Source organism: Ardenticatenales bacterium, assembly GCA_020634515.1.
Taxonomy (GTDB): domain Bacteria; phylum Chloroflexota; class Anaerolineae; order Promineifilales; family Promineifilaceae; genus JAGVTM01.
On the sequence record JACKBL010000003.1, the window covers coordinates 111,704 to 125,822 of the forward strand.

General features: G+C 59.1%; 9 protein-coding genes. 2 read left to right on the forward strand and 7 right to left on the reverse strand.

The window, feature by feature from the left end; genetic code table 11:
• Positions 1–157: 157 nt before the first annotated feature.
• Positions 158–4,483 carry a DNA-directed RNA polymerase subunit beta' gene (gene rpoC, locus H6650_09410; GenBank protein ID MCB8952214.1) on the reverse strand — a complete coding sequence of 1,442 codons (4,326 nt, stop codon included), beginning with the start codon at positions 4,481–4,483 and terminating at the stop codon, positions 158–160.
• Between the two features lie 924 nt (positions 4,484–5,407).
• Between rpoC and H6650_09415 the strand changes: the two genes are divergently transcribed.
• Positions 5,408–6,739 (forward strand): AAA family ATPase, encoded by a 1,332-nt coding sequence (locus H6650_09415; protein MCB8952215.1) that lies wholly within the window; start codon positions 5,408–5,410, stop codon positions 6,737–6,739.
• Here the strand turns inward: H6650_09415 and H6650_09420 are convergent.
• The 3 genes from H6650_09420 to H6650_09430 all read right to left on the reverse strand — a co-directional run bounded on the left by H6650_09420 (position 6,682) and on the right by H6650_09430 (position 10,045).
• Positions 6,682–7,695, reverse strand: coding sequence for a choice-of-anchor L domain-containing protein (locus H6650_09420; protein ID MCB8952216.1), 1,014 nt, complete (start codon positions 7,693–7,695; stop codon positions 6,682–6,684). The genes H6650_09415 and H6650_09420 overlap by 58 nt on opposite strands.
• A 114-nt stretch (positions 7,696–7,809) precedes the next feature.
• On the reverse strand, positions 7,810–8,844 hold the full coding sequence (locus tag H6650_09425; GenBank protein ID MCB8952217.1) for a hypothetical protein: 1,035 nt from the start codon (positions 8,842–8,844) through the stop codon (positions 7,810–7,812).
• Between the two features lies 1 nt (position 8,845).
• Positions 8,846–10,045, reverse strand: coding sequence for an aminotransferase class I/II-fold pyridoxal phosphate-dependent enzyme (locus tag H6650_09430; protein MCB8952218.1), 1,200 nt, complete (start codon positions 10,043–10,045; stop codon positions 8,846–8,848).
• A gap of 245 nt (positions 10,046–10,290) precedes the next feature.
• Between H6650_09430 and H6650_09435 the strand changes: the two genes are divergently transcribed.
• Complete coding sequence (locus H6650_09435; protein ID MCB8952219.1) at positions 10,291–11,049, forward strand: carbon-nitrogen family hydrolase; 759 nt, start codon at positions 10,291–10,293, stop codon at positions 11,047–11,049.
• A gap of 23 nt (positions 11,050–11,072) precedes the next feature.
• On the opposite strand, the gene H6650_09440 is transcribed toward H6650_09435, so the two are convergent.
• The 3 genes from H6650_09440 to H6650_09450 form a co-directional block, all read right to left on the reverse strand.
• A complete protein-coding gene (locus tag H6650_09440; GenBank protein ID MCB8952220.1) occupies positions 11,073–12,023 on the reverse strand; it encodes an aldo/keto reductase in 951 nt (316 codons plus the stop codon).
• Between the two features lie 51 nt (positions 12,024–12,074).
• A complete protein-coding gene (locus tag H6650_09445) occupies positions 12,075–12,620 on the reverse strand; it encodes a hypothetical protein (GenBank protein ID MCB8952221.1) in 546 nt (181 codons plus the stop codon).
• Between the two features lie 153 nt (positions 12,621–12,773).
• Positions 12,774–13,832, reverse strand: coding sequence for a PQQ-dependent sugar dehydrogenase (locus H6650_09450; protein MCB8952222.1), 1,059 nt, complete (start codon positions 13,830–13,832; stop codon positions 12,774–12,776).
• Positions 13,833–14,119 lie beyond the last annotated feature (287 nt).

Consider the following 14,119-nt stretch of genomic DNA (forward strand, 5'->3'; position numbering starts at 1 on the left):
AGGCTTTTTCAGTATGGAATAGGATCATTCACATTCCGAAAATGCCTGACCTCATTTTCGTTGGCCGTTGTCGGTAGCTTGTTGGTTGGCGTCACAAAAAAAGGCCTCCGTGATGGAGGCCTTTTTGGTAACAAATGAATGAAGGTGGCTACGTTGTCTATTCCGCGTCGAGCAGCGCAGACTCGTCCCGCAGACCGGGCGTGAGGCTGGCCAGCACTTCGTCAGGAACATTGTCGTCGATCAGGAACGGGGCGCGCTGTTCGCCTTCCGCCGCCTCCAGCGCCGATGCTTCCTCTTCCGGCGGCTGGTTGCGGCCGAATTGGTAGAAGCCCGTGCCCGCCGGAATCAGCTTGCCGATGATCACGTTTTCCTTCAAGCCGATAAGTTTGTCTTCTTTGCCGGCAATTGCCGCTCCCGCCAACACCTTAATCGTATGCTGGAAGGAACTGGCCGACAGGAAACTATCCGTCGTCAGCGCCGCCTTCGTGATGCCCAGCAGTACCGGCTGAGCCGCCGCCGGTTCACCACCTTCGGCGACGATCTCTTCGTTGATGGTGCTGAACGTGGTCGCTTCCGCCAGTTCGCCCGGCAGCATCTCCGTGTCACCGGAAGCCGTCACGACTACTTTGCTCAGCATTTTGCGGATGATCACCTCAAAATGCTTGTCGTTGATGTTCTGGCCTTGCGGACGATAGACGGCCTGCATTTCCCGCAGCAGGTAGTTGGTCACCGCGTCGCGCCCCAGGATTTCCAGGATGCGGTGCGGGTTCTTGGAACCTTCGGTCAACTGGTCGCCCGCGCTCACGTCCTGGCCTTCGGTAACGAGCAGGCGCGTGCCGGCAGGAATCTCATTATCACGCTCGTCCTTGCTTTCCCAGACCACGCGCAATCCTTCTTGATCCATGACGACACGGCCGGGGTGGCGTGCCGGCATAAACTCGTCCTCATTCTCGTTATGCTGCGCCAACACCTCGCCCATTTCCACGCCATCACCATCAGAAACGCGCACCATCCAGCCAGGCAGCACGTCGTATCGATCCTCCAGCACCTTGCTGTCCGTCACAAACACATGGCGCACGCCATCAATGATCCGGATCTCCACCATACCGCTGATCTCCGTCATCACAGCTTCGCCCTTGGGTCGCTGCCGCGCTTCAAACAACTCCTCCACACGAGGCAAACCTTGCGTAATGTCACCAGACGCGGAAGCCGTACCACCCGTATGGAACGTACGCAGCGTCAACTGCGTCCCCGGCTCACCAATCGACTGCGCCGCCATGATGCCCACGGCGGAACCCATCTCCACCACCTGCCCTCGGGCCATGTCCAGCCCGTAGCATTTGGCGCAAATGCCCTGGTTCAATTCGCACGTCATCGGCGAGAACACCTTCGCCTCTTGCACACCCGCGGCATCAATTTTGTCCGCCAATTCCTCCGTATACAGGTGGCCCGTATCCGCCAGGAGTTCGCCCGTGCGCGGGTGGGTCACCGGCCCGGCGGCAAAGCGACCAAACAGCCGTTCCGACATCGTCTCTTTGCCAAAGTTATCGGTGCGACGGATCATAATGCCCTTATTCGTGCCACAATCGTCGGCCATCACGATGACGTCCTGGGCCACATCCACCAGACGGCGCGTCAGGTAGCCGGCGTCCGCCGTGCGCAGCGCCGTATCCGCCAGGCCCTTACGCGAACCATGCGTGGAAATGAAATATTCCAGGGCAGACAACCCCTGACGGAAGTTGGACTGAATGGGCACGGCAATGATTCGTCCTTGCGGGTCGGCCATCAATCCGCGCATACCGGCCAACTGTGTAATGGGGCCAAAACCCCCTTTCGTGGAACCCGACAACGCCATGACGGTGACGGGACCAAGCGGGTCCATCGCACCGCGCACCGCTTCTTCAACCTGCGCCTTAGCGTCGTTCCACTGCTCAATGGTGCGCTGATACTGCTCATCTTCCGTCAGCAGTCCACGACGATACTGGCGATCAATCATTTCTACACGCTGCCGCGCATTGTCCAGGATAGCGGTCCGCTCTTCTGGTACGGTCAGATCCGAAACCGCAATGGTCACACCAGAGCGCGTGGCATACTTAAAGCCCAGGTCTTTGATGGCGTCCACCATGTCAATCGTGGCATCATCGCCGAGGCGACGATAAACCTGGTTGACGAGATCATTGACCGCGCCTTTGTCCAGGAGGCGATTGATGAACCGCATTTCTGCCGGCAATGTGCGATTGAAGATCACACGTCCGGCGCACGTCGTGATCACTCGCCGGTGCGCCTGTCCATCTTCATAACGGCGATTGTTGTCGTCGAAGTAAGTGTCCGTGTACAACTCAATCTTGGCATGGAGGTCAATGTAGCCCAGGTCATAGGCCCGTTCCACTTCATCCATGTTACTGAACATCTTGCCTTCACCTTTAAGGCCACCGTGCATCACGGTCAGGTAGTAGATGCCCAGCACCATGTCCTTGGAAGGACCGACGATAGGACGACCGTCGGATGGCTTCAGCAGGTTGCGCGTGGCCATCATCAACTCTTTCGCTTCCCCAATCGCCTTTTGTGAAAGGGGGACGTGGACGGCCATCTGGTCGCCATCAAAGTCCGCGTTGAAAGCGGAGCAAACCAGCGGGTGCAGTTGGATGGCCTTCCCTTCTACCAACACAGGCATGAAAGCCTGAATACCCAGGCGATGCAGCGTGGGGGCGCGGTTGAGCAGAATCGGGTGATCGGTGATGACCTCTTCCAGCACTTCCCATACCTCAGGTGGCTGGCGCTCAATGACGCGGCGCGCGCCTTTGACGTTACTGGCATACTCATACGTGATCAATTTGCTGATCACAAATGGGCGGAACAGTTCCAGGGCCATGGTCTTGGGCAGCCCACATTGCCCCAACTTCAAGTTAGGACCCACGACGATCACGGAGCGCCCGGAATAGTCCACGCGCTTGCCCAGCAGGTTGCGACGGAAGCGCCCCTTCTTACCTTTGAGCATGTCGGAGAGCGACTTGAGTTCGCGGCGACCACGGCGGCTCAACGCCTTGCCGCGCTGGCTGTTGTCGATCAGGCTGTCCACGGCCTCTTGCAACATACGCTTTTCATTGCGCACGATCACATCAGGCGCGCCCAGTTCCAAGAGGCGCTTGAGACGATTGTTGCGGTTGATGACACGGCGATAGAGGTCGTTCAGGTCGGACGTGGCGAAGCGGCCACCGTCCAACTGCACCATGGGGCGCAGATCGGGCGGGATCACGGGCAGCACGGTAAGAATCATCCACTCCGGGCGGTTGCCGCTCTTGCGCAGCGCCTCCACGACTTGTAACCGCTTCGTGGCTCGCTTGGCCGCTTGCTTGGAACGGGTGGTGCGGACTTCGCGCCACAGATCGTTCGCCAGCTTATTCAGATCCATGTTCTTCAGGATTTCGTAGAAAGCCTCGGCCCCCATGTCGGCGCGGAATACATTGCCAAACTTCTGTTTCAGCTCGCGGTATTCGGTTTCGTTGAGAAACATCATTTGCGCAATGCTTTCCAACTGCTCCCGATTGGCCTGGGCCTGTAGGTGCAGGCGGGCGCGCTTCTCGTCGAGTCGGTCCTGCATAGAACCACTGGCGGAAGCGATTTCCTGGCGCAGGTTTTGCAGTTCGGTCTGGAGTTCGGCGAATTCACGGGCGCGGTCTTCGGCGTTTTCTTGCTGCACCAGGGTGAGGCGGTCGGCGGTCACATCTTGCAGCATGACGACGTGGGCGCGGACGATGGTTTCACCTTTGCCGGCAATTACCCGATCTCCCAGCTTCAACTCTTCCGCGGCAATGGAGCCAAGCATGTTCTGTAACCGCTGTTCGAACACCTTTGCTTCGCGCACAAGCTCATCCGTGTGCCGGGATTCCATCTCGTCATAGCGCGCATTGAGACTCTCCAACTGCGCTTCGATGGCAGCGCGACGTTCGGCCAGTTCGTTTGTCTCTGTGTCCAGTTCCGCCTGTAGTTCATCTTCCAACTTCAGTTCCGCTTCCACCAATTCGTCTTCGAGTCTTCTCAGAGCGCGTTGGCGTGCATCTTCATCCACGCTGGTGATCACGTATTGGGCAAAATAGAGGACACGGTCGAGGTTGCGGCGGGAGATATTCAGCAGCAAACCCATGTGGCTGGGGACACGGCGCGTATACCAGACGTGGGCCACCGGGGCGGCCAGTTCAATGTGCCCCAGGCGCTCACGCCGCACCGATGAGCGGGTGATTTCCACACCGCACTTGTCGCAAATGATCCCCTTGTAGCGCACATTCTTGTATTTGCCGCAGTAGCACTGCCAGTCACGCTGCGGGCCAAAAATCGCTTCGCAAAACAAGCCATCCTTTTCCGGTCGCAGGCGGCGATAGTTGATGGTCTCGGGCTTGGTCACTTCCCCATATGACCAGGATTTGATTTGCTCCGGGGATGCTAAACTGATACGTAAGGAACGAAATTCTGTCGTCTCCACCAGGTGACCTCCACTAGAATTGTTTAGGACTCAACTACCAAACACGGCGACGTAGGTAGAAGAGTTGTCGGGTTATTCCATGCCAGGAACGCCAAGAATTCAATGGCGAATGAACCCGCAAGCCGATTCCAGAATCGTCGTACAAAATGTGTGAAGTAAGAAAGTTCTCCCTGCCACGGTTTGTCATCCTGTCTCTGGTTGACAGGGACAAAACGAGACTCGAACAGGCCGCGGTGAAGCCTGGCCGCGCAAACTTGAGAAGGGTTCTCCGACGGCAACTGTCACTTCAAATGTGGGAACGGATGTACTGAAGGTGCAATCACTCCCAAAACATGGACCGCGCGTAAACACAGAAAAAGAGCGTATGGCACGGTTAGCCAACGCTCCTACACGTGTTGGAAGGGAGTATACTTTTTTTGGACGCCCACATAGCGTATTATATCGGTAAACTTGAATACGTCAAATGAACTTGGTCAAAATTACCATGAGAAATTGGGGTTTCGTGGTACACTCGAATTGAGTATTATAGCATCTCGTTGGTAAAATAACAAGAAAGTTCGCGGTTGGCGACGGCGCGGCTCCGTGACGAACACACCTGGGATAGTGACGAAGATGGTTCCTCAGTGGCATCAAGAGGATTTGGTCAAGCTGATACGCAGGCGGTATCCGCTGTGGGATGGTTTTGCGCATCCTCCGTTTGTGGCGGATGAGGTGGACTATAAGCGACAGAGCGCGGAGAAGGCGCAGGCGTGGTTGTCGGCGACGGCGTGGCAGGGGTTGTTAAATGAGCAGGCTTATGAGGAATTGATACGGCGACTGCAGCGGTTGGGGGGTGATAACAATTTGCTCTGGCGCAGCGTGCCGGCAAAAAGCGACCTGAGCATCCTCCTGGCTCCCCACTTGAACAAGGCGGAATTCTGCGTGGTGATGCGGGATTTGCTGTACGGCGGCGATCCCTCGCCGCGACGGCTACAGCGGTTTGTCGCGTACACGCAGCGGCACGAATTGCCGGCAAAATGGACCTTCCCCACCTACTTCCTCTTCCTGCTACACCCGCAAACGGAGATGTTCGTGAAGCCGGACATTGCCCGCTGGTTTTTGCGGTTCATGGGGGCGGGGGATTTGTACCAGAGTCGGCCAGATGGGGAGGTGTATGCCGGCATTCTCGCCCAAGTCCACGCCCTACAAAACAGCCTCGCCGACTTCGGTCCCCGCGACATGATCGACATGCAGAGCTTCATCTGGGTTTGCGCGCGGGAAAGCCGGGCACGCACGAGCGGCTTAAAGAGCCGTGATCAGATTGAACTGGACGTGCCGCCAACCGTGTACACAATTCCTGCCGCCACGGGCATGGTTCTGCGCGAGGAAAATGAGGAAGAAGGCGGGGCGGACGAGGATGAGATGATGGAAATGCCGGCACAAAATCCCCCCTACTCCCTCGCCGAATGCGCCGCCGACACCTACCTGGACGAAGCGCAACTGGCGCTCTGGGTGAACGGCATCGAGCGCAAGAAACAGGCCATCTTCTATGGTCCGCCGGGAACGGGCAAGACGTTTGTGGCGCGCAAACTGGCGCAACACCTGGTCGGCGGCAGCGACGGCCTGGTGGAGATGGTACAGTTCCACCCGGCTTACGCCTACGAAGATTTCGTGCAGGGCATCCGCCCACAAACGATGGGCGGCGAGGGTGTTAGCTATGCCTGGTCGGATGGTGCCTTCCTCCGTTTTTGCGCGGCAGCGGCCGGGCGGCGGGGACGTTGCGTGTTGATCATTGACGAGATCAACCGCGCGGATCTGGCGCGCGTCTTCGGCGAGTTGTTGTATCTGCTGGAGTACCGCGACGAGTCCGTGACGTTAGCCGGGGGACAATCCTTCCGCATCCCGGCCAACGTACGCCTGCTTGGCACGATGAACACGGCAGACCGCTCCATTGCCGTGGTGGACTATGCGCTGCGCCGCCGCTTTGCCTTTATTGGACTGTGGCCGGATTATGCGGTGCTGCGCCGGTATCATGCCGGCACAAACTTTGACCCACGCGGCCTGATCACGGTGCTGCAACAACTGAACAGCCAGATCAACGACCCCCACTATGCTGTGGGCGTCTCCTATTTCTTGCGCCCCGACCTGGCATCGGAATTAGCCGACATCTGGCGGATGGAGATTGAGCCTTATCTGGAGGAGTATTTCTTCAACCAGGCGGATCAAGTGGCGGCGTTTCGCTGGTCCGAGGTAGAAGCGGCACTGTTGCCCGCGCGCTGACGGCGGCGGACCAGCCACCCGACCGGCGGCATCAACAAGAGGAACAGCGAGAACAGGAGGAAGGGCGGCCAGGAAGGGGAGATGCCGGCAAAATCGCTCAGGCCAACACTCGTCGGGGCAGTTGTCAGGCTGCCCGCCTTGATGAAAACCGCCGAGTCCCCCACGTCGTCCGTGGCATCGGCTATCGCCAGCTTGAGGTGATTGACGGCAAACGGCGTCACCTCGGCCACGCAGGTGAGCACAACGGTGACGCCGTCCATCTCCGTGTCCAGAGGAGCACCCACAGACAGCGCGTTGTTACGAAAGAGTTCAGGATGATGGGGTGTGGGATCTTCGCCGGGTTGGGGATTGCCGGCATTCACACTGTTCACCGACACAGGCCCCCCCTCTACCGTCGCGCAATTGTCACCATTTACGAAAAAAGCAAAGACGTCGTTGAACTCCGTGTTGGCATACTCGTTGTACTCCTCTGAAGCAAAAACATAACGGAAATAGACCCACGGCGCGTCAGGAATAAAGTCAAATGACAACGTCACCGCGTCAAAGGTCGGATGCCCCGCCAACGCCGTCAGATCCGCGTCACCGGCGGCCTGATTTTCACTACTCGTGGTTTCCCACAGATTGGGACCGACCACACTTCGCGCCGCCCCCGTGCTCAACACAATGCCCGTCGAGAATCCTACAGCCCCCGCGGCACTAACAAAAACCGCTCCTGCCTCAGCAACACCCTGATATTGCACATCAGACACGGAAACACCGCTGCCGACCAACATTTCCGCCAGGCCGGCCGCTGTCTGGCCTGTCGTTAAATCAGCAACCGTCCAGGTCGTGGACACGGCTTCTTTATCCAGGGGTAGCGGTTGGCGCTGCGCCACAGCCATTCCCCCGCCCACGAACGCCAGACAAAACGCCAACAGACTCGCCCCCACCCACCGCCTGCGTGTCCCGTTGTTCACATTTTATCCCTCCCACAAGAAAACTGGTCAGCCAACAGGATAACGTCCAGTTCGTGGTCGTCCTTAGACAGCAGGCCAATTCCTGCGCATAACGGATGGTCACGTCGTCTCAAGTTACATCATTTCAAAGAGATAATCTCTAGCCATGTCCAGTCCCGGCAGGGAGGGTACCACCTTCAAACGTAAGGGAAGATACTCTTGCAGCAACACCAGATATTCATGAATGAGCGGGCTGGCCAGCCGAATCTCCCGCGGCAACTCGTTTAGGCGGCCAAACATGTGCATGAGTTGGTTGGGAATATCGGCCAACAGGTCGGGCCAGGTCGTCTTGATGGTCATCATACTGTTGCCCAAGATTATGCCGCTGCCGGCATCTACGCACAGCAGCATGTAAGGGTAACAAGGCCGCTCATCTTCATTATCCTGAAGCCCCATCGGCAGCCAGAAGAAATCGATTTCTACTTTCTTCCGGCGGACCGGCAGATTCTTACAATGGGCCAAAAGTGCCTCATCCAGGTAAGCATACCTGGCCGGAGGAGCAAAGACCGCCATTTGTTGCCAATCATCCCGCCACAACCAACCGTCCCCGGTCGCCTCAGGCACGCGAATAAGCCGAGCCGCCGCCTCATCAAACCTCCCCAGCCAATCCGGGTTGGCGCGCACGCGCTCGGTCACGTCTATCACCTGCGGCAGCGCATGAATCATGAAGCGCGCCTCGTCCGCCGTCAGCCGCCAGGGAGCATAACCGGCCATAAAGCTGCGAAATAGGGGCCAGGCACCGCGACCGCGGAATTTCAGCCCGGACTCTTTGATGACACGATAATCGTCGGGTCGCAACATGTTACGGTCTTCAAAGGAAAGCTGCAACTGCCGTGTATTCAGCAAAAACTCAGGAGTAACTTGTTCCTGGTTCTCCTGCATGAACACATAACGGCTGAGTGCTTCTTCGCCGAGGTAAAACCCAATGGCGCAATGTTCTCCCAACATTCCCATGATGCTGGCGTAGTTTATCTCTCCCGTTTCGGGGTCCTCAACGCCAAAAATCTGGTCTTCGTACATCCATTGCCAGGGGGACAACGCCTTCAACTGGCGCGCCAGTTCCAGTAGTTGCCACCATTGGTCATGGCTAGGACGATCAGGATGATTCATGTTACTCTCCGTGAAGTATGCTAGACGTCACTTTCCCGTCAGGGGCAAAATGGCGCAGACGCGCAGCCGCCTGGCGCAGGGTTTCGTCCGCTTTGCAGAAGGCGAAGCGGGCCAGATGCGCGCCATCGCCAGGGCGGTGGTAGAAGGCGCTGGGGGGGATGGCGGCGACGCCAGTTTGTGTGGTAAGATGCCGGCAAAACCCAACATCATCCCCAAATCCTAAGCCATCAATCCGCGCCATGACGAAGTACGTCCCTTGCGGTGTAATGGGGCGTAACCCCACCTCCGCCAGCGCCGCTCGTAGAAAATCCCGCTTTTGCTGATATTGACGCGCCAGTTCCGTATAATAACCCATCCCGTCCGCCATCTCCAACGCCACGGCAGCCGCCTCCTGCAACGGCGCGGCCCCGCAAAACGTCATGAACTGGCGCATTCGGAACATCGCTTGCAACAGATCCGCCGGTCCCACAGCCCATCCCACTTTCCAACCCGTGACGCTAAACGTCTTCCCCAGGCTGGAAACCGTCACCGTGCGGTCAAACATGCCGGGCAATGTGGCAACAGGCGTATGCGCCAATCCATCAAACAGGATGTACTCATACACCTCGTCGGCCAGTACCAGCACATTGTACTCCTGGCACAACGTCGCAATCATCTCCAACTCCGCCAATGTGAACACCTTGCCCGTGGGATTATGGGGCGTATTCAGCACCAGCAGCCGCGTGCGCGGCGAAAACAGCGCCGCCAGCGTCTCCGGTTCGATGGTCCACGCCGGGGGGCGCAAAGTGTAGTAACGGGGAACGCCGCCCGCCAGTTGCACGGCGGGCACGTAGGAGTCGTAGGTCGGTTCAAACAGGATGACTTCGTCTCCAGGATTGATCAGGCCGAGAATGCCGGCAAAAATCGCCTCCGTAGCGCCATGTGTCACCTGTACTTCGCGGTCGGGGTCAAGGGAAAGGGCATAGTGGCGGGCCATTTTGCCGGCAATCGCCCGACGCAATCGCGGCCGTCCCCAAGGGGGCGCATACTGGTTCACGTCCGCGGCAATCGCCGCCCGCGCCGCCTCCTTCAGAAAATCAGGCGCGGCAAAATCGGGGGATCCCTGCCCCAGGTTAATCGCCTGGTGCTGATTCGCCAGGCTGGTCATTTCGCTAAAAATCGTCGTGCTAAAATGGGCAACGCGGTCAGCCATGCGTAACATGGGCGTTCCTTTGAGAATAGTGGTCAGTGGATAGTTGCCAGTGGCCGGGAATACCGTTGATTCATCGTGCCGGCATTAACTGGCTATCACTTATCCAAACGCTCTGACTGCAAATGGTCCGCGCAACCTGTATACTTGGTAGGAGCAGGCCAGCACGCATCAAGGCAGTGTCTACATTATCTCTTAGCGCGGCACGATGTCAATTGGCGGAGGTAGGAATGGCGTTGACAATTTCTTTGGGACAGATGGATGTGACGCTGGGGCAGCCGGAGAAAAATCTGGCCGTTGTCGCGGATATGACGGCGGAGGCGGCGCGGCGCGGCTCCGATCTGGTGGTTTTTCCTGAACTGTGGTCCACCGGGTATGATTTGGAAAATGCGGAACGGCACGCGGCGGCGATTGGCGAGGGCATTTTCGCGCAAACCGCCCGCCTGGCCCAACAACACCACATCCACATGCTCGGCTCCTGCCTCTCGCGGCTGCCCACCGGGGGCTACGGCAACACCGCCGTCTGGTTCACACCGACGGGCGCGGCGGGGGGCGTCTATAGCAAGGCGCACCTGTTCCGCCTGATGCAGGAGGAGCAATTTCTGACGGCGGGGCGGGAGCGCGCAGTAGTGCAAACCCCGTGGGGGCCGGCAGGCTTGACGATTTGTTACGATTTGCGCTTCCCGGAGTTGTTCCGCGCTTATGCGTTGGCCGGGGCGAAGATGGTGTTCGTACCATCGGAATGGCCCCACCCCCGCCTCATGCACTGGCAAACCTTGCTCCGCGCCCGCGCCATCGAGAACCAGATGTTCGTCATCGCCTGCAACCGCGTGGGAGTCTCCAAGGAGACCCATTTCTTCGGCCACTCGATGATCATTGACCCCTGGGGCGAAACGGTCGTCAGCGGACGCGAGGAGCCAACGCTGCTCACGGCCACCATCGATCCCGCGCTCGTAGAAAGCGTGCGCGCCAAAATCCCCGTCTTCGCCGACCGCCGCCCCGACCTCTACACCTGACCGCCGCCCGCCGCTTTCTCCCCTCAGTTCCACGCAAGCTGGCCGCGCACGCGCCAGTAAACGTCCGGCGGCTCCGCCAGGTCCGCCAGTCGGCGCGCCAGGGCTTCATCCCAGGCCACGTCGAGCGCGGCCACGTTGTCGCGCAGGTGGGACGCCCGCGCCGCGCCGCTGAGGACAACGTCCGCCCACGGCTGCGCCAGCACCGCCGCCAGGGCGATGGCGTCTATCGTCGTCTCCCGTTCGGCGGCGATGGTTTGCAGCAGCGCCGCTTTCGCGCGGAAGGTGGGATCATTGTTACGCGGTGTGAGGCGACCATTCGCCAGCGCCTCCTTCACGATTACGCCCATGCCGGCAGCGCGCGCCTGTGCCAGGATAATGCCGGCAGAAGGTTCCAACAAATTCCAGGTCGCCTGCACCGCATCAAACAGCCGTCGCCCGTCAATGGTCACGTCTAGCGCCCGCCGTAGCGTCTCCGCCTGCCGCGCCCCGCTCAAGGAAAGGCCAATCCGCACGCCTTGCGCTTGCAGCGCGGCCAGTTCCACCAGGACGGCTTCGTTTTCCAGCACGTCGCTTTCCAGGGTAGCGGAATGGATTTGGTAGAGGTTGAGGTGGTCCCCCAACCAGCCGCGACTTTCGGCCAGTTGGCGGCGGAGCACGGCCAGGGAGTGTTCTTTGATTTCGTGATGTTCGGCCTGGACTTGCCAGTTGGCGGTGTAGGTGTAGCCCCATTTGGAGCCGATGGTGATTTCTGGCGGCTGGATGCGGCGGCGGGCCAACCAGGAGGCGAGGAAGGGTTCCGCGCGGCCATAGGAACGGGCGGCATCGAAGTAGCGAATGCCGGCATTCCACGCCGCATCCAACACCCCATGCGCCCGCGCCTCCATCACCGCCACGTCATAATTCCGCTCCAGGTCCTCATGATGACCCAGATTGATGTATCCGGGTCGCCCCAACGCCGCCAACCCCAACCCCATCCGCGTCACCAGCAAGCCCGACCGGCCTAATCTACGTCGTTCCAAAGCGGCCTATCCTTTAGCGGCAACTTGCCGCACACTCACTTCCGCCACAAACGAACGCGGCTCAACGATAATCTGCCGTCCCGCCCCCTCGAAGTTGAGCGTCTGTACCGGGCCGGAGGAGAAGAAATGCTCCGCCTTCTCCCCGTTGATCTTCGTTTCCGTGACAAACGCCACCGAATCCACGCGCACACCCACATCGGCGGGCACAAACATGTCCAACTCCGTGACAAATCCATGCAGGCGCAGGCGCGTCTGCCCCAGGGGAATATCCGCGCCCGTCATGTCCAGGTCCACGTCCATCACGAAACCGGTAAAATCCTCCGACGAGACCGTCCAGGGACCGCCGCGATCAATGTCGCCAATGATTTTGGTCGTGTCCACCGTATCCGGCCCCGTCATGCGCGGGCGCAGGATAAACCACATCCCCACCAAAATGAGCGCCGCCGGCCAACAAAACGCGCCAATGTCTATGTTGGTCAAGTTCCCAATTAGAAACAAAACGCCCAGCAAGATAATTGCCAGGCCCCAGTACAACTGTCCTCGATTTTGCATGTTGGTTCTCCCGAACCTTTCTGGAAGCTGGTTTTCAGTTCCGAGAAGGTAGAAACTTGCTGGAAGTGAATGAACCTCTCTGGAAGTTGTTAGCTTCCAGAAAGGTGGAATCTTCAACCCAATACGCATAAAATGCCCGTTTTGTTGCCACGCCTAATCGCGGGTGATGCGGTAAAGACGCCCACGCCCATAGTCGCTGAGGAGCAGGCCGCCATCCGGCAAGGGCAGCAGGTGCTGCGGATGATCCAGGCCGCTGATGAAGGGGAGCGATTCGCCACGGGCATTATCGCCATCGTACCGCACCGGCACGCGCACGACTTCGCCGCGCACCCACAGGGCCACGAGCAGCGTGTCCGGCTCCCACGGAGAGGCGAGAACACCGGTGGGCGTGGCGGCGGCGGGGAAGAGGGCAACCGGGGACCGGGTTTGGGCGCATTGGGTTGGCGTGCCCCCAAAATTCTCGGCCACTTCCTGAAAGCCAAAACAGGCAGGCCAACCAAAATCCGCCCCCATCACCACCAGGTTCAACTCATCCGGTGGCGCGGTTCCGCTCACTTTATCGTCTCCAATCTCCGTGATCCACAGCCGCCCCGCCGCGTCAAATGTGTGCGCGTAGGCCCCTTTCAGGCCGGTGGCGATGGGTTGTGGCCGGTCTGGATGGGCAGGATCTAGCCGCCACAAGGTGGCCGACCCAGGGCGAGGTTGGTTTCCCTGGCGGCTGCCGCTGGTTTCGTAAATAAGGAAGCCATCTGGCGTTACCGTCAATGTGCCGTTGGAGCGGCTATTGTAGGGCAGGTCGGCGAGGATGGTTTGTGGCGGCTCCAGGCGACCATCCGGGGACAGGGGGGCACGCAGGAGCGTGTTGCCGGCAGCAATCCACAGTGCGCCATCCAGAAAGGCAAGTCCGGTTGGCTTGAAGAGGTTGTCCAACAGGAGACGCTGCTGTCCGTCGGGGAGGGAGAGGGCGATGATCTGGCCTGTGCCGGCATTTTCCGGGCCATTCAACTGCGCCAACCACAACCACCCATCCGGTCCCCAGATCATCTGCGTCGGGCCTTGCAGCCCCTCCCACGCCTGTTCCGCATGGTAGCCTGCCGGCATTTGGAGATCGTTTTGTGCCGGCATCACCGTCGGCGCCACATCCCCCGTCCTCCCACACGCCGCCAACAACAAAACAACCAGGAATGACAACCCGCGTCTCCATTTCATCATGCGCCATGCTCCAACGGCAAACCAGACACGCCTAATGCCCTACAACCTCGATTACCCTGCTGCGTATAGAGGGACGAACGCGACTTCAACATGGGCGACCAATCACGGGCAATCACTGACGAACCCGACCACCGCCCATGACCCACTTGCGATCATTTCCCGGCGTCCCCCATACGTGGGGCAGACCACGATGGATGAAGACGATCCCCAATTGTGACGGCCACAGATTGTGACGGCCGAGATCGCGCGGATTTTTGTTTTGTGCGCACAACGACTGCGCCGCGGAC

Coding starts and splice junctions, on each gene's coding strand:
- H6650_09415 (MCB8952215.1), top strand. CDS start 5,408: ATGCGGGATTTGCTGTACGGCGGCGATCCCTCGCCGCGACGGCTACAG.
- H6650_09425 (MCB8952217.1), bottom strand. CDS start 8,844: ATGAATCATCCTGATCGTCCTAGCCATGACCAATGGTGGCAACTACTG.
- H6650_09430 (MCB8952218.1), bottom strand. CDS start 10,045: ATGTTACGCATGGCTGACCGCGTTGCCCATTTTAGCACGACGATTTTT.
- H6650_09435 (MCB8952219.1), top strand. CDS start 10,291: ATGGATGTGACGCTGGGGCAGCCGGAGAAAAATCTGGCCGTTGTCGCG.
- H6650_09440 (MCB8952220.1), bottom strand. CDS start 12,023: ATGGGGTTGGGGTTGGCGGCGTTGGGGCGACCCGGATACATCAATCTG.
- H6650_09445 (MCB8952221.1), bottom strand. CDS start 12,620: ATGCAAAATCGAGGACAGTTGTACTGGGGCCTGGCAATTATCTTGCTG.
- H6650_09450 (MCB8952222.1), bottom strand. CDS start 13,832: ATGATGAAATGGAGACGCGGGTTGTCATTCCTGGTTGTTTTGTTGTTG.